Genomic DNA, 16554 nt, shown 5'->3' with positions numbered 1-16554 from the left:
TTATACAGTATATATTAAAAAAGCTCTTGGGTAAAGCCCAAGAGCAAAATTTTTATACATTATTTAAATTTTTAGTAGAATACGTGGTTTCCAATGATAAGTCCATCCTTTGAACCAGCACGTCTAAAGTGTGTAAGACCACCTGTAGGATCTGAACCTGCCATAGCTTCCTGTGCAGCCTGAATGCAAGATGCCTTTGGTCCCTTTGAAATAACTGAAGACATACGTGATGTGGCAAACTGGCCCTTCTGGAAGATAACGCCCTCTACATTATTAGCATATGAACCACTAAGAACACGGTTCATAACAACAGCTCCTACTGCTACCTGACCTTCGTAGCACTCACTACCTGATTCAATCTGAATGATTGCTGCAAGAAGAGTAACATCATCAGCCGATGTAATAATAGCCTGCTTTGCTGCAGCTGCTTCTGCTGCTGCAATCTTTGCCTGCTCTGCCATAGCAGCCTGCTCAGCGGCCTTCTTTGCTGCAGCTTCCTCAGCTGCTTTCTTAGCTGCCGCCTCTTCCTCAAGAGTGATAGCTTCGCTAGTAGCCATATCGACATCTACATAATCAGCTTTGACATATCCTGTCTTATTTCCTGAAGTAACAGCTACCCAGCCGTCAACTTCTTCTGCATCATCATTTACTTCAAGCTTTGTTCCCTTAGAAACAACTGTGACAATCTTTGAGTCCTCTGAAGCCTCGCTTCTCATACGAAGACCATTAACATCTGTTGTAGCATATGTGTCACATACATCTAAAGCATACTCATATGCATCAATGCCTGTAATACAATAATCTGCTGAAACAAAACCGTGAGCATTTCCAGACTCGATTTCGTACCAACCATCAAATACATCTATTAATGTAGCAATGTCTGTTGGACGAAGCTTGCCTATAACCTCCGACTCCTGATCAGCATCCTTGCGGATAGAAAGGTAATCATTAATATCCTTTGCCATTACCTTATCTGACCACTCATCATAAATATCATCATCAAATTTAACCTGATCTGAAGTAGCTGCAACTACAGAAACATCTGCAGACGCATAGTTCAAATCAGAACCACCAGCTGAGAGCTCCATTGCTGAAACCGCAGAAAATACACCTGCTGTACTAGCTGGCTGAATATCAACATCTGTTGTAACCTTTCTTTCTGAAGGGGCACAAACTACAGCTCCTGAGATTAAAAGTACCATGGCCATCGATAGAGCTGCTGACTGCACGGTTTGCTTGTTTAAATATTTCTTGTTCTTTGTATAGAATGAAGAAATGGTATTGCTTTTTCTAATCATAATCCTCCGCTGATTTAATATAGCTTTTACAAAAAATACAAAATATTACAAACTTGTTACGTTTGATAATATAACATTCTTACATAAAAAAGTCAAATTTCGTCAATTTGACATTTGAAGAAGTCTTGATATTATAGTGTTTGTAGCCATTTTCACCATGGCTTGCACATTAAAAAAATATCGAGGATTTACATATGAAAACAATAGTAATGACAGGTGGCGGTACAGCTGGTCATGTCACACCAAATTTAGCTCTTGTTCCTTATTTAAAACAAGAAGGTTACGAGATATTCTACATTGGTTCCTATAATGGAATCGAAAAAAAGATGGTTGAAAACGCCGGTATTACCTATTATGGTATTTCTTCCGGAAAACTTCGTCGCTATCACGATTGGAAGAATTTTACTGATCCATTTCGTGTTATTAAGGGATTTTCAGAGGCCAATCAGCTTCTCAAGCATCTTAAGCCTGATGTGGTATTTTCAAAGGGTGGTTTCGTTTCTGTCCCTGTTGTTATGGCTGCCGGTCGTCAGCACATCCCAGCCATCATCCATGAATCAGATATGACTCCAGGTCTTGCAAACAAGCTTGCTATCCCTTTTGCTACCAAGGTTTGCTGCAATTTCCCTGAGACAATGAAGTATCTTCCTGATGGAAAAGCTGTACACACTGGTTCTCCTATTCGTCAGGAGCTTTTCACTGGTAATAAGGAAGCCGGACTTTCATTCTGCGGTTTTAATAATGAAAAGCCTGTTCTTCTCATTATGGGTGGAAGCATTGGCTCTCGCTTCATTAATAATGCAGTTTGGGAATCACTTGATACTCTTCTTGAGAAGTTCCAGATTGTGCACCTTGTGGGTAAAGGAAATATCAACAATGAGCTCATTGGTAAAGCTGGTTATCAACAGTATGAATTTATTAGTGAACAGCTTAACGACATTTTTGCTATGACAGATATTATGATTAGCCGCGCAGGTGCTAATTCAATCAGCGAGATTCTTGCACTTAAGATTCCTAACATCCTGATTCCACTTTCTGCCAAGGCAAGCCGTGGCGATCAGATTCTTAACGCAGAAAGCTATGAGAAGCAGGGATTTTCAACTGTACTTCAAGAGGAAACTCTTACATCGAATTTACTTATTTCAAGCGTACAGGATGTATATGCTCGTCGCGACGAAATAAAAGAAAAAATGGCATCCAGCAAATTACTGGACGCCAATAAAGTTATTATGGATTTAATTAAAAGCTCAGCTTCTTAACTATTTCTGCTGTTTCAGCATCGCTAACTGTCAGGTGATCCCATTCTTTGATGGCTCCATCACCAGCAGTTCTAGGAATAACATGTACATGATAATGGTGAACTGTCTGTCCGGCAGCTTCACCATTATTTTGTAAGATGTTAATGCCATCACAGCCCAATTCCTTCATCATCTTATTTGCAATCTTCTTTGCAAGAGGAAGTACCTTTGCAGCCACCTCATCATCAATCTCAAAGATATTAGCAAAATGATTCTTAGGTAAAATAAGTGCATGTCCCTTTGTAGCAGGGGATGCATCAAGAATCACCTTGAAATCATCATCCTCGTAAATAGAGTTTGTTGGAATATCTCCATTCGCAAGCTTACAGAAAATACAATTGTTGTCCTTCATTACATTATCCTCCATTTATTTAATTGAATGTAAATATCTCATCAAGGGTTCTAAGGGTTCTAAAATTACCCTTAGCCGTCATATCTCCAACTGAGAAAGCTCTTTGGAAGGTCTCTCTTCCGGCCACTATGTTATCCATTATATTGCCATTGAGCTTCATATAGACATCGATGTTGTCTTCTTTACCATAGTGACAATCCATCTGGTCTCCTGAAACTCCAAGGAAAAGTGGTTTATCTTTGCCGTCAATCATAAAGAGATACTTTGCAGCAAATTCTGGATTTCCCTTAAAGTGAATCTCAAAATCGTTTATATATTCGTTTGTGCCATCTTCCTGCTTTTTGCCCATCATATCCCTGAACATGCTGGTAAGATCTGCAATATCTGCCTTCTGAGTCTGAACATATTCATCATCAGAAACAAATTTTGAAAGCTGCTCCGTCTCCTGTGGAGAAAGCTCCAGCTGCTGCGTGCGTAATATACTTCTGGTAACTGCCTGATTACTGGTAGGCAATCCCTTTGTATGCTGGGAAATAGTCCTGTAAAGGGTCTCCACTTTCTTTTCTATAATGTGGGCATACTCGGAATTCTCTCTAAACTCCTTTACATCCTCCACATACCCGCAAAAACCTGAGCATGGTAATCCGCCAAGAATCTCCCATGCATTCTCAAGTGTAACCATGGCTTCACGTTCACCATATGTGGTGGACATAACCACTGGCTGCATGTATGTGGTGGCAAGAGCGGTTTTATCAGCATAGAGCCAGCACGCATCCAAAAACTGATTCATGTATCCGCCAATTCCCAACCATTCTACTGTGGTGGCAAGAATAATTCCATCTGCATCCTTCATAGTCTGTGGAAGCATGGAGATTGTATTTTTCTGCTCGTAGATTTTGTAAAGATGAACCTCTACCTGAAGCTCGGTAAGCACCTGCTCCATCTTGTTGATTACATAAAGTGTAGGGTCCTCAAGTAGACCTCTACCGCCATAGTAAATGTTTACCTTCATAATCGCCCCCCGCGAACCTTCTCTCCCTTAATTTTAAGTATAGGGATTTTCCTCTTCAAAATCAACGGAACCCTTATTTCTTAAATTTCTAATGAGAGTAGGGATTCCGTAACTGATGAATGTAAAAACAATACCTGCTAGCAACCCTCCAAGATGCCCCACATTATCCGTGCCAGCTGTAGCAAATCCAAAATATAACGTAAGCAGCGCCATAAAAATCATTCTTTTTGTGCTGATTCCACTGTATTTTCCCTTATTTACAATTACAACGATTATCATTCCACCAACTATGCCAAATATCGCTCCGGAAGCTCCTGCGACGATATCATTCTTTCCCACCAGGCACATATAGAAGAACGACAAAAAGGAACCTGCCAGACCGGAGCCTAAGTAGATTCCCACATATCTTGTGGTACCTACTGCACGTTCAAAAATCTGCCCCAAAAGGAATAGAAGAAGCATGTTGTTAGCCAAATGATCTATTCCAAAGTGCATAAATGTAGCCGTAAACAGGCGATACCACTCATGATTATATAAAACGAGATACGGATTCATGGCACCATTTAGAAGCATAAAGGTGCCGTCCTCTGTATCTCCCATTAATTCCAGCACAAGAAAGACAATTATATTAATTGCCACTAATAAAAATGTAACTGGACCGTTTTTTGGATTTATAAAATCTTCTTTATTACTTTTCACACTACGCAAGCATTTCCTGTGGCATTCTGCTGAGCAACTGGCTCATAGCCACCTTATGCTTATCCTCCATCTCTGTAAGTGGAAGTCTAAGACTACCTACATTAAATCCTAACATATTCATAGTGGATTTAACAGGGATAGGATTTACCTCGCAGAAAAGCGCATCTACAAGCTCGAGGTAATCAAGCTGAAGTCTGCGAGCCTTATCTTCATTGCCCTCTAAGTAAGACATAACCATGTCATGTGTGCCCTTTGGTGCAACGTTTGATAATACTGAAATAACACCAACACCGCCAAGTGAAAGGATTGGTACAATCTGGTCGTCATTTCCTGCGTAAATATCAAGACATCCACGACAAAGGCTGGCAAGCTTTGTAATCTGTGAAATGTTTCCACTTGCCTCCTTAATACCTACGATGTTTCTAAACTCAAGAGCAAGCTTTAAGGCTGTCTCTGGAAGGATATTACATCCTGTACGGCTAGGTACGTTGTACATAATGATAGGAAGGTCAATTTCCTTAGCGATTGTAGAGTAATGCTGGTATAAGCCCTCCTGTGTAGCCTTGTTATAGAAAGGTGTAACTATAAGAAGTCCATCAGCACCGAGTGCTTCAATCTTCTTAGATAAATCGATAACAAGACGTGTGCTGTTAGCACCAGAACCTGCAATTACAGGAACGCGATGATTTACGCGCTTTACAGTATATTCCACTACTGAAAGCTTCTCCTCTTCGCTCATGGTAGCAGCTTCACCTGTAGTGCCGCATACAATAATTGCATCTGTGCCGCCTTCAATCTGTCTATCAATAAGAGTTCCAAGCATGTCATAATTTACGGTCTCATCTTCATTGAATGGAGTGATTAATGCTACTCCTGCGCCCTTAAATAATGTCATTGCCGTCCTCCTTAATAACCTCTGCAATAAGCTCTCTCTCATCCATATGGTGCTTTACACCCTTGATTTCCTGATAGTCCTCGTGGCCCTTACCTGCAAGAACTACAATATCTCCCTCTTTTGCATTTACGAGGCAATAACGAATAGCCTCCTTGCGGTCTGGGATTGTAACATAATCGCCGTCAGCCTTCTTAACACCTGTAAGGATGTCATTGATGATATCCATAGGCTCCTCATTACGAGGGTTGTCTGAAGTGATAACTGTAAGATCAGCAAGCTTTGAGCTTACCTCACCCATCTCAAAACGACGGCTCTTAGCGCGGTTTCCACCGCAACCAAACATGCACACAAGTCTGCCTGGCTCATAAGCCTTAAGAGTTGTAAGAAGGCTCTCAAGCGCCATCGCATTGTGAGCATAATCAATCATAACTGTAAACTTCTTTGATACTGGTACAAGCTCGATACGTCCCTTTACATGTACGTCCTTAAGAGCTGCCTTAATCTTGTCCTCAGTTACACCAAACTGCTTGCAAATGGCTACTGCAGTAAGTGAATTATAAACAGAGAATGTACCTGGTACATTTACCTCTACTGTCATATCTTCCTTACCTGTGATGTGGTAGCGAACTCCAAGAGCACCGTGCTCATTAAGAAGCTCAACATTCTCAGCAATAAGGTCGTTTTCCTTGCCGTAGCCATACTTAATAACCTCACAAGTGTGACCCTTTAAGATACCTTCGATATGCTCGCTATCGCCATTGAAGATACCTGTCTTACACTGTTGGAAAAGAAGACTCTTGCAGTGCATATAATCCTCGAAATCCTTGTGCTCGTTATCACCGATGTGATCTGGCTCAAGGTTTGTAAATACACCAATATCAAATGTAAATCCTGATACTCTATGAAGCATAAGAGCCTGTGAGCTTACTTCCATAACAACTGCATCAAGTCCAGCCTCTACCATCTGAGCAAAAAGCTCCTGTACACGGTAAGACTCTGGTGTAGTGTTCACAGCTGGAATGCGCTCCTCACCAACGATTGACTCGATTGTGCCGATAAGGCCTGTCTTAATACCAGCTTTTTCAAGGATAGACTTTACCATGTATGTAGTTGTAGTCTTTCCCTTTGTACCTGTGATACCAATTGTCTTAAGCTTTTCAGCTGGATGACCAAAGTATGCTGCTGATGTGAAAGCAAGTGCCTGGCGGCTGTTCTTTACCTTAATATATGTAACGCCATCAACTGGCTCTACGTCCTTTTCGATGATGATAACGCTGGCACCCTTGTCGATTACATCTGGGATGAAATCGTGTGCGTCTCTAACTGTACCTGAGATACAAACGAATACGCTATCCTTCTCTACTTTTCTTGAATCATATGTAAGTGTGCTGATTTCACGATCAAGCTCACCTGCATAAAGCTCATAATCTAATCTATCTAATAAATCTACTAATTTCATTATTAAACCTCGATTTCTCCGTTAAATACCTCAGTTGCTGGACCTGTCATGAATACGTGATTTGTCGCGCGGTCGTATTCGATAGTTAAATCTCCACCTCTAAGATGCACAAGGACCTTGTCCTCAGTCTTTCCATTTAAGATACAAGCCATAACAGTGGCGCAAGTACCTGTGCCGCATGCCCAGGTCTCGGCACTGCCTCGCTCCCACACTCGCATATTTGCTTCTGTTCTTGAAAGCACCTGAACAAACTCAGTGTTGGTTCTCTTTGGGAATCTTTCGTGATTCTCAAACTGTGGACCATACTTTTCAAGCTCAAAGCTCTCTGTATCATCTACAAACACAACTGCATGTGGGTTTCCCATAGAAACGCAGGTCATATTCCATGTCTTTCCACCAACCTCGATTGGAGCATCGATAACCTTATCTCCATCGTAGACTACTGGAATCTGTGATGGTTCAAGAATTGGTTCGCCCATATCTACACGAACCTGCTGCACCTTACCATTCTCTACATATAATGTGAGATATTTGATGCCAGCGCCTGACTCCACTGAAATCTCAGTCTTGTCTGTAAGCTTGTGGTCGTAAACATATTTTGCTACGCAGCGGATGCCGTTTCCGCACATCTCAGCCTCTGAGCCGTCTGCGTTGTATATTCTCATTCTGAAATCTGCTATATCAGAAGGTCCAATCGTGATAAGTCCATCTGAACCAATTCCGAAATGTCTGTCACTAACTTTAATAGAAACTTCTGCTGGGTTTTCAACCTTCTCTTCAAAGAGATTTACATATACGTAGTCATTACCACAGCCGTGCATTTTTGTAAATTTCATATCTGTCCTTTCGAATCCAGTCGATAGTTCTTTTACTATAATTTGAGTATACACCGCACTTTCTAATGAGATAATGTCAGTTAGTGTTTAAAATATTGCAAATAGTGCTCTTGAGATTTATACTCAAGCTAGGATAATACTATGAACTTGTTATGGAAAGGTGAACACTATGACCGAATATAGCAAAAAAGGTTACCTATATTCCAACTTTAAAATTTTTCATTTGTCAGATTCGAACCTAGGTGAAATAGATTTCCATTATCATGATTTCCATAAGGTTTTAATTCATTTATCTGGAAATACTTCCTATTCCATAGAAGGTCAGAATTTCGATTTGCAGGTTAACGATATAGTCTTTGTAAACGCAGGCGAAGTTCACCGTCCTATTTTTCATGACAACTCCACCTATGAGCGAATCATCATCTATATATCTAAGGAATTTTTGGATGAATATAGTAAAGAGGAAAATGATTTGTCTTATTGCTTTAGAAATGCAATGGAAAATAACTCTCATGTTTTGCGTTTGAGATCTTTTAAAAATTCACCTGTAGCTTCTGCTGTAAATGCTTTGATTAATAATCTTGGTAAGGATGCTTATGCTAATGAGTTTTTCATGCAAGTTCTTTTCTTAGAGTTTATGGTTCAACTAAATCGTGCAGCCATCAGCGACGAGGTAGAATATATCTCCACAAGTTACTCTGGTACAAAGATTAATTCAATTATTCAATATATCAATGAAAATCTTACGGGTGATTTGTCTGTCGAAACTATCGCCACCCAGTTTTATCTTTCCCGCTACTATCTTATGCACACCTTCAAGGATGAGACTGGCTACACGATTGGAAACTACATAACCATGAAGCGTCTTTCCGCTGCCCAGGCTCTAATTGATGCCGGCACCTCTATCGTCGATGCCAGTGAACAGGCTGGCTTTGGAACATACTCCACCTTCCTTAGGGCATACAAAAAGACCTATGGCACCAGCCCTCGTAAAAAGGCTGAGTCACAGGCCTCGCTGTCATTTTAATTTATCGCTATATAGTCTTCGTACAGGCTCAAATTCTGCTCTTTAGGATATGCTATTAGAACATATATTATTTTATTATTAGGCTTATCCATTAGGGCATATTCATGAATATCTGCTTTATCATTTTCATCCATAATATCTTCCGGAAGACCCGTTATTGCCCCTGCACGTAAAACATAGGCAGGATAATTATAGCTTGAGTCATCATATGTAGCACACATATACTCCTCATCTTTTAATCTGTCTTCTTCTGTCTTATAATCGCCCTCAGAGTATACTGCTTCTAAAACTACAAGTACTTTTTCGTCATCACTTCTATATACAAATGAACCATCTTTTAGATTACTTATATCATTTGGGAAAATCGCTAGTCCAGAAATACCATCACACGCATTTTGCAATTCCACTAAATTGTATGCGCTCAATCCATGAACAGCGCTATTTCCTTTATGCAATGGCACTTCATATATGTTATAAGCAGTGCTGTTTTCATATGTTGTATTAAAATAGCTACCATTTTCTAGTGTCAAGCTTTCCTCGTAATCTGTAGGTAAATACTCCTTAGGAATCTTTTTTAGACTTTTCACAGAACTCTTATAAGCAACATAAATATAAGCAATACTGTCATCACCTAAATCCAGCGCATACTCATAAGAATAGTCATTATGATCAATTGCTATATAGGGAGGATAGTTAAATCTGTCTGTATTTTCCTTTTTAAGTGTCTTATTCCTATCATCATACTGAGTGTATGTCCTTTTCAATGTGTTAAGCCTAGTTATTTCGCTTTCATAGTCCTCATCACTATACTGACATTTTAAATACACTTCATAGGTAGGATCATCCCATGTGTCCTGAAAAGAATTATAAAATTCTGGCTTAGTATCCTGCTCAAATGCACTGGTAGGAATTTCTTTAGGAAATGTTATGAATTCTGTCCTGGCCTTTCCATATTCACGAGTTAGATTCTCTTCCATTGTCTGCTCATATTTTTCAACGTCCTTAGTTACCTTTGGTGGACCTCCAAAAAAGAACAATAAGATAAATATAAAGATAACAGCTAGTACTGTGATAATGCCAATAACTAATCCACCTATAATACCTATTGCAATTTTTGTACCTTTCTTCTGTAACATTTCATTCTCCTTTTAACTGCTCATTGATATAACAAATACCCACAGGATAAACAGCAAAAAAGCCATTATTGGAATTCCTGCACCTATGGCCATACCAATTACATAATGTTTATATCTCTTTATTCCCTTTACAAAAGCAGCTTCATTTTTCTCTATCTGGGCTTTTTCTTCAACATTCTCTAGTTTCAATTCACTAAGCCTTTTTCTACAAGATTCACAGCTTTCCAAATGAATCTGCACCGCCTCATTAACATCTTCAGACAATATTTCATCCATATATGAAGGCAGCAAATCCTCTATTATTTTGCATGGTATATTATTCTTTTCCATCAAATTACCCCGTTTGTCATAATGTAAGTGAACACTACTAATCCAATTATCACAACAGCTAAATATCCTAAAACTATTAATATCATTTTTCCTATGCTGTTAATTCTGAATTTTTTCTTGTAAGGCATAGGCTGATTTTTAATACTCACCTCTTCAATCATTGCCTCGTACAGCTCTCTGCATTCATCACAGCTTCTAAAATGCTCTTCTATAAATTGATTGGTCTGGCTTGATGTTTTCTTTTCAATATAACTTGGAAGAAGATCATTAACTAATTCACATTCAAATTTACTCATAGCTATTCATCTCCTTTCCTAGTTTTGCCTTTCCTCGATAAAAAGTAACACGAGCCCAGTTTTCTGTTTTATCCAAAAGCTCTCCTATTTCTTTGAATGACATCTCACCGGTCAATCTAAATAACATTACATCCTTTGTCTGGCTATCAAGCTTTTCAATACTTTCATACATGGCTCTGTTGGTCTCTTCCCTGATGTACATTTCTTCCACCAGTTCACCTGCTGAAATATTCATAACCTCGTCAAGCGGAACCTGCTTATATTTATTTGATTTATCTAGATACTGCCAAAATGTGTACTTTGCAATCTGACAAAGCCAGGTGGAAACCTTGCAGTCACCTCGAAAACTTTCTATATTTTTGATTGCTCTATAAAAGGTATCCTGAGTCAAATCCTCGGCTAAATCTTTGTTACCATTTGTCAGTGTAAGAAGGTAGCCTAACACGAGCGGATAATAATCTTCACATATTTTCTTTATATTCAAGCTGTGGCTCCTCCTTTCTTACTCACTTTTTCGATTCTACTATATTAGTCCCCTTTTTTCTGTATTCGTTACATTTTTTGCAAAAAAAATTTGAGGCCATTTCTGACCTCAAATTTCACATCCTGGTAATCTCTATTTTTCCTGTTCAAAAATTGCTTTCTTATTTTTGTCCAATGCTTTTTTTAGGATAAAACCAAGTATACACACGCTGATAACTTCGCCAATACCAACTGTAACTACGAGGAACCAGTATGCATCCTCAACCATATAAGCATAACGAAGAACAAATGGTACAATAGCCATGTTCGCTATTACTGGTGGCAATGTAAAAATAAACTTTGTCTTTCTAAGGAAATATGTTCCAAAAGCTCCGATAAGTGTTGCCAAGCTTCCGAAAATAATATCCCAAATTACACAACCATTTATAATATTTGAAATAAGACATCCTACAAACAATCCTGGGATTGCTGCTGGTGTGAAGATAGGCAAAATGCAAAGTGCCTCTGAAAATCTAACCTGAATGGCACCATTTGCAAGACCAAGTACGTTTGCAACCCATGTAAGTACCACATAAAGTGCTGCAATCATAGCACCCTGTGTAATTAACAAAATCTTATTTCTACTTTTGTTCTCGTTACTATTCAATTTCTTATACTCCTATCTGTTCAATTTCATCGATAATACTTCCGATGTAATCGATTGTATCAAGAAGCGCTGCATCTGTTGTCACGTCAACACCAGCCATCTTTGCAAACTCTACTGGTGTAACTGTGCCTCCTGCTGCAAGTGTCTTCTTCCAATCTTCGACTGCAGGCTGACCCTCCTTGCGGATTCTCTTCATAACCTGTGTCGCGATAGTAAGACTAGCACTATAGCTGTAAGAATACAAGCCCATATAATAATGTGGCTGTCTCATCCATGTAAGCTCACAGCCCTCAGTGAGCTCTACTTCGTCGCCCCAGAACTTTTTAAGGACGTTTTTATAGATTTCATTTAATGTCTCAGCTGGCACTGCTTCACCCTTATCAACCAGCTTATAAACCTCACGCTGATAAGCAGCCTCAAGAAGATGAGTAACAAAGTTGTGATAGTAAGTATTTGAAATCTGAGCTGAAAGAACCCATCTGCGGAAGCGCTTGTCATCGCCACTCTTTTCCTTAAGGTACTCTGCCATAAGGAGCTCATTGATAGTAGAAGGCGCCTCAACAACATAGTTTGAAACCTCTACATCAAGTGCACTCTGGGCCTTGCCGCAGGCTGCAAAATGTCCTGCATGACCAAGCTCATGAGCAAGTGTGAATACATCACTCATTCTGTCGTTCCAAGAAAGAAGGATGTATGAACCCTTTTGATATGGGCTTGCGCAGAAACCACCTGTTGATTTACCGATGTTCTGGGCAAAGTCAACCCATCTCTCCTTATATGCTGTCTCAAGCATTTCCTTATACTCAGGACCCATGATTGAAAGACCATCTATGATGTATTCCTTTGACTTCTCGATAGTAACCTGTGGGTCATAATCAGGATCTAAAGCAATCTTTAAATCAGCATATGTCATCTTATCAAGACCATTAGCCTCTTTTAAAAGTCTTGCATATTTTCTCATGTGAGGTGCAAGCTTCTCCATGATAAGGTCAATCTGACGGTCATACATTTCTCGTGTTACCTTCTGCTCAAAAAGAAGATAATCTAAAACACTATCGTATCTACGTAATTCAGAAATAGTCTTCTCTGTACGAACATGGCTGCCGTATACTGTTGCAGTTGTGTACATGTACTCGCGAATCTTCTTTGAGAATGCATCGAAGGCTGCTCTACGAACCTCTGTATTTCTTTCATACTCGTAGTTATCCTCGAATAATGAATATCCAAGTGGATGCTTTTCACCATTCACCTCAAAATCAGGGAACTGGATGTCTGCAAGCTTGCTTGTCTCGTAGATTGTGTATGGAGCCTGCACTGTCTCACGAAGTGCAGCAAGTGCTGCCTCTGTTTCAGGTGTAAGACGATGTGGACGCTGACGCTCAACATCCTCTAAATAATGCTTTCCAACTGTGGCTGTTTTGATAGCCTCCTCAATTAACTCCTTTGGAGCCTCTGCCAGCTCACTATCTACAAAAGATACTGTGCTAAGAGCCTTTGAAAACTCGCTCATAACAATTGCCTGCTCCTTCTGAGCTTCTGCGTTTGTGTAGTCTACAGATACATTTAACTCTACATAGTTATATAAGTGGTCTGCCATAACATTCCACTGATTGAGCTTATCCAGACATTCATTGATTGCCTTTGCATCTGTAAGCTTACCTTTGTAATTTGATACCATGTCAGCTGTGAGTTTCTTGAAATCCTCAAGCCCTGACATAAGCTCCTCTGATGACTTAAATAGCCTTGATGTATCCCATGTTAATTCAACTGGAACTTCGCTTCTTTTCTTTAATGTCTCTGCCATTTTTCTTCTCCTTATTCTCTATATATTTTAGTTGTCTGTATTGTAAATTTCTGCTACCGCTTTTCTGTTTCCGCCTATGATAATAATCGCTGCTGCAACTGCTATTAAGTTGAAGATTAATACCACTATTCTAGCTTCAACCCATTTTGACATTATTCCTGATAGCAACTGTGCAATCAAAGAACCCGATGTCATCAACAACAGTAATGCGCCATTAAATCGGCCCTTCTTCTCATCTGGTACATAATTCTGTGTGGATGATATTCTAATAGTGTAACTTGTAACTCCTCCAATTCCTGTGAAGAAGCTGAAAAACATTGCTAAATTTATAGGTAAAAACATAAATGTTCCTTCAGCAAGTCCTATAAATAAGTATACACAAAGTGCTATAACATATTTATATTTTGTTGGAAGCTTAAATCTATAATGAAGACCTCCACCTATTGCTCTACCAACAAAACTCATTCCGATAACCATTATGTATATGTATTCTCCATTTTCGAAGTTACCCTTATAATATGGCAAGCACATAACAGTCATTGCACCTCCTGCCAAACAGCTAAAGAAGAAATATAGAGCAACTGCTCGTAATCCTTTTTCTTCATGAAGATACTGGAAGCCTTCCCTAACATCCATAAGCATTCGCTTCGTATGTGATATGTCTTCACCCTTTATACTTTCTTTTTGCTTATCAATGTATTCTTCCTTGTGGCTTATCTGAGTTTCAAAAACAGCTGCTACAAAGAATGTAGCTGCGTTTAACATCATAAGAGGGGCTATTCCAATCAGGTTATAGACAAATGTTGCCACCGGAACCATAAACATTGCCATGGTCTCAAGCATACTTGATATTGAATAAGCCTTCTGATAACATCCCTCACTAATAAGAAGCGGATAAAAGCTATCATATGCAACCATATAAGAGCTTTCTATAGAACCAAGCAAAAATGTTACTCCCGCAAATACTACGAAATTAAACATTCCCATTCCGATAAGAATTCCCATTAACAAATATATAGTTGCGCTGAGAAAATCCAACATATATATCATTTTCTTTCGCGAGAATCTATCTAAAATCGCACCCGAAACAATCGGCATAACAAGCTGTGGCAATGTATATAAAAAGATATATATTGCATAGAGCATCGGTGAATTTGTGTAGTCCAGTACCATTAGACTCATTGCAAATCCAACCAAAGCATTCCCTAACATTGAAACCACACTACCAATTGTTATGATTGTAAAATCTCTGGTCCACAATTTATTATTCTCACCAATTTGATTTGTAATAGTACAATCCGTCATAAGTCCTCCTACGTAAGCCATGCGTCCCTTTGTGTAAACAAAAAAATCCCCTTGAAGAATAATTACTTCAAGGGGTTGGATTCGTAAATACGATAATGCTATACGCTTCTATTCACACAAAGAGAGCGCACCAATCTTAAAGTAACAAGTGTTCAATTTTTTTGCATTTCCAAAATTTAAAATGCTCATTAGTGCGTCCTCCTTTCTTTTTATTTAATCTGCGTAAAATAATAGCATACTGATTTTTATGCGTCAACATAAAATAATTGTAGATTTTACTTTAGTGTAATAAAAAACGGTTACTCGACTTAGTCGATGTAACCGCTCTTTAAATAATCAATGAATGTCATCACTGTTCCGTTTTCGCTATCAAATAACTCTCTGAAAATGTTCATAATAAAAACCTCCTATAAACTCTTTTCTTATCTGCCTATAGGATAGCACGATTTTCAGATAATTCTACTGACTTAGTGTATAAATTATACAATTTCGGCGTTTAGTTTTTGTACATCTTGCCTAAAGATTGCAATTTTAATATTGCATTCAAATTTTTCACCACTTATAAACAATACTTTTTTATTTTTCTTTCAAATCTTCTGGAATCAAATCCTCTAGCATCTGATTCCATTGTTATTATGAGATTATCACCCAATTCCAATCCGCTCATATCATAGTCATCCAGCTTCTTGAAATTTCTATTTGCATAATCTTCTCTATCTATTAATCCCAAATGTTCCCAATATATAGTCTTTCGCAACCTAACATTTAATATAACAAAATCTGGATATACTACATTTCCATTATTGAGTCGAAAACTTGGCTCATAGCAATATGGAATGCTATATTTTTCGAACAAATCTGCAAGAATCTTTTCTGATTTTGACCTTACGTACTCACCTTTCGCAGTATAAACTCCATTATCTATAGGATATGAATTCTTCCCTCCGCTATGTTCCTCTAGCCACCTTGCTATATATTCTTCATTACTCTCAATCATTGGAACAATCAGGTTTCTTTTACTCGCAGGTTGTTTATCATAAATAGACATTATTTCTATAAGTTCTGTTTTTGGAAGCTCCTTGATAACTCTGGAAAGTATTTTTTGCATAGAAATAAGCTTTTTATTTACAACAGCTTCATAATCTCGCTGTATTATATTTGCATAACCAGATATCTCATCTCTTTTAATATACTTCTTTTTCCCTGTGTCAGAATCATATTTATATAACTGCTCACGTCCATTGCTATAACATGATTGCACATGTATATTTTCCAATCCCTTATATTTTCTCAGGTTTATGTTGGATTTCTCTACTAACTCATTTATATATGACAGATTCTCTATTATTGCTCTCGAATCCTGTATCATTATTCCTCCTCTCTTGTCACCTTAATTTATCCCCTCCATTATACTTTTCTTCTCAATTTCTCTTAAAAAAGCAGTGCTATAATTCTTTCTATTTTTTTCACTGCCAATATAGCAGTGTAATGCATACTCTCATCTTTCTGCACTGCCCTCAAAACAGTATTTTGAGCCAATTCCTTTTTTCTAATTTACAAACAAGCAGTACTTTTTTAACCTATCCTTATCTCATACTGCCATGTAGGCAGTAGAATTACTACAGCACCTTTATAATACTGCTTCAAAAGCAGTACTTTTATACATTCCCAACATTGC

At 38.5% G+C, this 16554-nt stretch carries 17 protein-coding genes; 2 read left to right on the top strand and 15 right to left on the bottom strand.

Going from position 1 to position 16554, the window contains the following annotated elements; all coding sequences use genetic code 11:
* Positions 1-71: 71 nt before the first annotated feature.
* Positions 72-1298, bottom strand: coding sequence for a cell wall hydrolase (locus tag BLP54_RS05125; RefSeq protein WP_090167421.1), 1227 nt, complete (start codon positions 1296-1298; stop codon positions 72-74).
* Between the two features lie 194 nt (positions 1299-1492).
* Between BLP54_RS05125 and BLP54_RS05120 the strand changes: the two genes are divergently transcribed.
* On the top strand, positions 1493-2557 hold the full coding sequence (locus BLP54_RS05120; RefSeq protein ID WP_090167419.1) for an undecaprenyldiphospho-muramoylpentapeptide beta-N-acetylglucosaminyltransferase: 1065 nt from the start codon (positions 1493-1495) through the stop codon (positions 2555-2557).
* Here BLP54_RS05120 and BLP54_RS05115 read toward each other — a convergent pair.
* The 6 genes from BLP54_RS05115 to dapF are packed head-to-tail and all read right to left on the bottom strand — an operon-like array spanning position 2538 to position 7849.
* The gene (locus tag BLP54_RS05115) at positions 2538-2948 is read right to left on the bottom strand and encodes an HIT family protein (RefSeq protein WP_072919117.1); all 411 of its coding nucleotides are present in this window, start codon (positions 2946-2948) and stop codon (positions 2538-2540) included. The genes BLP54_RS05120 and BLP54_RS05115 overlap by 20 nt on opposite strands.
* Positions 2949-2967: 19 nt before the next feature.
* A complete protein-coding gene (locus BLP54_RS05110; RefSeq protein ID WP_090167417.1) occupies positions 2968-3960 on the bottom strand; it encodes an SCP-2 sterol transfer family protein in 993 nt (330 codons plus the stop codon).
* A 33-nt stretch (positions 3961-3993) separates the two neighbouring features.
* Complete coding sequence (locus BLP54_RS05105) at positions 3994-4659, bottom strand: rhomboid family intramembrane serine protease (protein WP_242870630.1); 666 nt, start codon at positions 4657-4659, stop codon at positions 3994-3996.
* Position 4660: 1 nt separating this feature from the next.
* Positions 4661-5554 (bottom strand): 4-hydroxy-tetrahydrodipicolinate synthase, encoded by an 894-nt coding sequence (gene dapA / locus BLP54_RS05100; RefSeq protein ID WP_090167415.1) that lies wholly within the window; start codon positions 5552-5554, stop codon positions 4661-4663.
* On the bottom strand, positions 5541-7013 hold the full coding sequence (locus tag BLP54_RS05095; RefSeq protein WP_090167412.1) for a UDP-N-acetylmuramoyl-L-alanyl-D-glutamate--2,6-diaminopimelate ligase: 1473 nt from the start codon (positions 7011-7013) through the stop codon (positions 5541-5543). Before BLP54_RS05095 ends, dapA begins: the two co-directional genes overlap by 14 nt.
* Before the next feature lie 2 nt (positions 7014-7015).
* Positions 7016-7849 carry a diaminopimelate epimerase gene (dapF, locus tag BLP54_RS05090; RefSeq protein WP_090167410.1) on the bottom strand — a complete coding sequence of 278 codons (834 nt, stop codon included), beginning with the start codon at positions 7847-7849 and terminating at the stop codon, positions 7016-7018.
* A 223-nt stretch (positions 7850-8072) separates the two neighbouring features.
* Between dapF and BLP54_RS05085 the strand changes: the two genes are divergently transcribed.
* Positions 8073-8876 carry an AraC family transcriptional regulator gene (locus BLP54_RS05085; RefSeq protein WP_242870629.1) on the top strand — a complete coding sequence of 268 codons (804 nt, stop codon included), beginning with the start codon at positions 8073-8075 and terminating at the stop codon, positions 8874-8876.
* Here the strand turns inward: BLP54_RS05085 and BLP54_RS05080 are convergent.
* The 8 genes from BLP54_RS05080 to BLP54_RS05045 all read right to left on the bottom strand — a co-directional run bounded on the left by BLP54_RS05080 (position 8873) and on the right by BLP54_RS05045 (position 16245).
* Entirely contained in the window at positions 8873-10012 is a 1140-nt protein-coding gene (locus tag BLP54_RS05080; RefSeq protein ID WP_090167406.1) for a hypothetical protein, read from the bottom strand. The genes BLP54_RS05085 and BLP54_RS05080 overlap by 4 nt on opposite strands.
* A 12-nt stretch (positions 10013-10024) precedes the next feature.
* The gene (locus tag BLP54_RS05075) at positions 10025-10342 is read right to left on the bottom strand and encodes a zf-HC2 domain-containing protein (RefSeq protein WP_090167405.1); all 318 of its coding nucleotides are present in this window, start codon (positions 10340-10342) and stop codon (positions 10025-10027) included.
* Positions 10342-10638, bottom strand: coding sequence for a zf-HC2 domain-containing protein (locus BLP54_RS05070; RefSeq protein WP_090167402.1), 297 nt, complete (start codon positions 10636-10638; stop codon positions 10342-10344). The genes BLP54_RS05075 and BLP54_RS05070 overlap by 1 nt, the downstream gene beginning before the upstream one ends.
* Positions 10631-11122, bottom strand: a complete 492-nt coding sequence (locus tag BLP54_RS05065) for an RNA polymerase sigma factor (protein WP_090167400.1) — start codon at positions 11120-11122, stop codon at positions 10631-10633. Before BLP54_RS05065 ends, BLP54_RS05070 begins: the two co-directional genes overlap by 8 nt.
* 132 nt (positions 11123-11254) lie before the next feature.
* Positions 11255-11767, bottom strand: a complete 513-nt coding sequence (locus BLP54_RS05060; protein WP_255405305.1) for a QueT transporter family protein — start codon at positions 11765-11767, stop codon at positions 11255-11257.
* Between the two features lie 4 nt (positions 11768-11771).
* Positions 11772-13571, bottom strand: a complete 1800-nt coding sequence (gene pepF / locus BLP54_RS05055) for an oligoendopeptidase F (protein ID WP_090167398.1) — start codon at positions 13569-13571, stop codon at positions 11772-11774.
* Positions 13572-13598: 27 nt separating this feature from the next.
* Positions 13599-14876 carry an MFS transporter gene (locus BLP54_RS05050; protein ID WP_176754475.1) on the bottom strand — a complete coding sequence of 426 codons (1278 nt, stop codon included), beginning with the start codon at positions 14874-14876 and terminating at the stop codon, positions 13599-13601.
* A gap of 559 nt (positions 14877-15435) precedes the next feature.
* Positions 15436-16245 carry a hypothetical protein gene (locus BLP54_RS05045; protein ID WP_090167394.1) on the bottom strand — a complete coding sequence of 270 codons (810 nt, stop codon included), beginning with the start codon at positions 16243-16245 and terminating at the stop codon, positions 15436-15438.
* Between the last annotated feature and the right edge of the window lie 309 nt (positions 16246-16554).

Origin of the sequence: Pseudobutyrivibrio sp. 49 (assembly GCF_900100545.1) — a bacterium.
Classification (GTDB): domain Bacteria; phylum Bacillota; class Clostridia; order Lachnospirales; family Lachnospiraceae; genus Pseudobutyrivibrio.
This window is presented reverse-complemented; position numbering and strand designations above follow the sequence as displayed.

Excerpts from the sequence above, each read along its gene's own strand:
- BLP54_RS05125 (WP_090167421.1), bottom strand. The coding sequence starts at position 1,298 with ATGATTAGAAAAAGCAATACCATTTCTTCATTCTATACAAAGAACAAG.
- BLP54_RS05120 (WP_090167419.1), top strand. The coding sequence starts at position 1,493 with ATGAAAACAATAGTAATGACAGGTGGCGGTACAGCTGGTCATGTCACA.
- BLP54_RS05115 (WP_072919117.1), bottom strand. The coding sequence starts at position 2,948 with ATGAAGGACAACAATTGTATTTTCTGTAAGCTTGCGAATGGAGATATT.
- BLP54_RS05110 (WP_090167417.1), bottom strand. The coding sequence starts at position 3,960 with ATGAAGGTAAACATTTACTATGGCGGTAGAGGTCTACTTGAGGACCCT.
- dapA (WP_090167415.1), bottom strand. The coding sequence starts at position 5,554 with ATGACATTATTTAAGGGCGCAGGAGTAGCATTAATCACTCCATTCAAT.
- BLP54_RS05095 (WP_090167412.1), bottom strand. The coding sequence starts at position 7,013 with ATGAAATTAGTAGATTTATTAGATAGATTAGATTATGAGCTTTATGCA.
- dapF (WP_090167410.1), bottom strand. The coding sequence starts at position 7,849 with ATGAAATTTACAAAAATGCACGGCTGTGGTAATGACTACGTATATGTA.
- BLP54_RS05080 (WP_090167406.1), bottom strand. The coding sequence starts at position 10,012 with ATGTTACAGAAGAAAGGTACAAAAATTGCAATAGGTATTATAGGTGGA.
- BLP54_RS05075 (WP_090167405.1), bottom strand. The coding sequence starts at position 10,342 with ATGGAAAAGAATAATATACCATGCAAAATAATAGAGGATTTGCTGCCT.
- BLP54_RS05070 (WP_090167402.1), bottom strand. The coding sequence starts at position 10,638 with ATGAGTAAATTTGAATGTGAATTAGTTAATGATCTTCTTCCAAGTTAT.
- pepF (WP_090167398.1), bottom strand. The coding sequence starts at position 13,571 with ATGGCAGAGACATTAAAGAAAAGAAGCGAAGTTCCAGTTGAATTAACA.
- BLP54_RS05050 (WP_176754475.1), bottom strand. The coding sequence starts at position 14,876 with ATGACGGATTGTACTATTACAAATCAAATTGGTGAGAATAATAAATTG.
- BLP54_RS05045 (WP_090167394.1), bottom strand. The coding sequence starts at position 16,245 with ATGATACAGGATTCGAGAGCAATAATAGAGAATCTGTCATATATAAAT.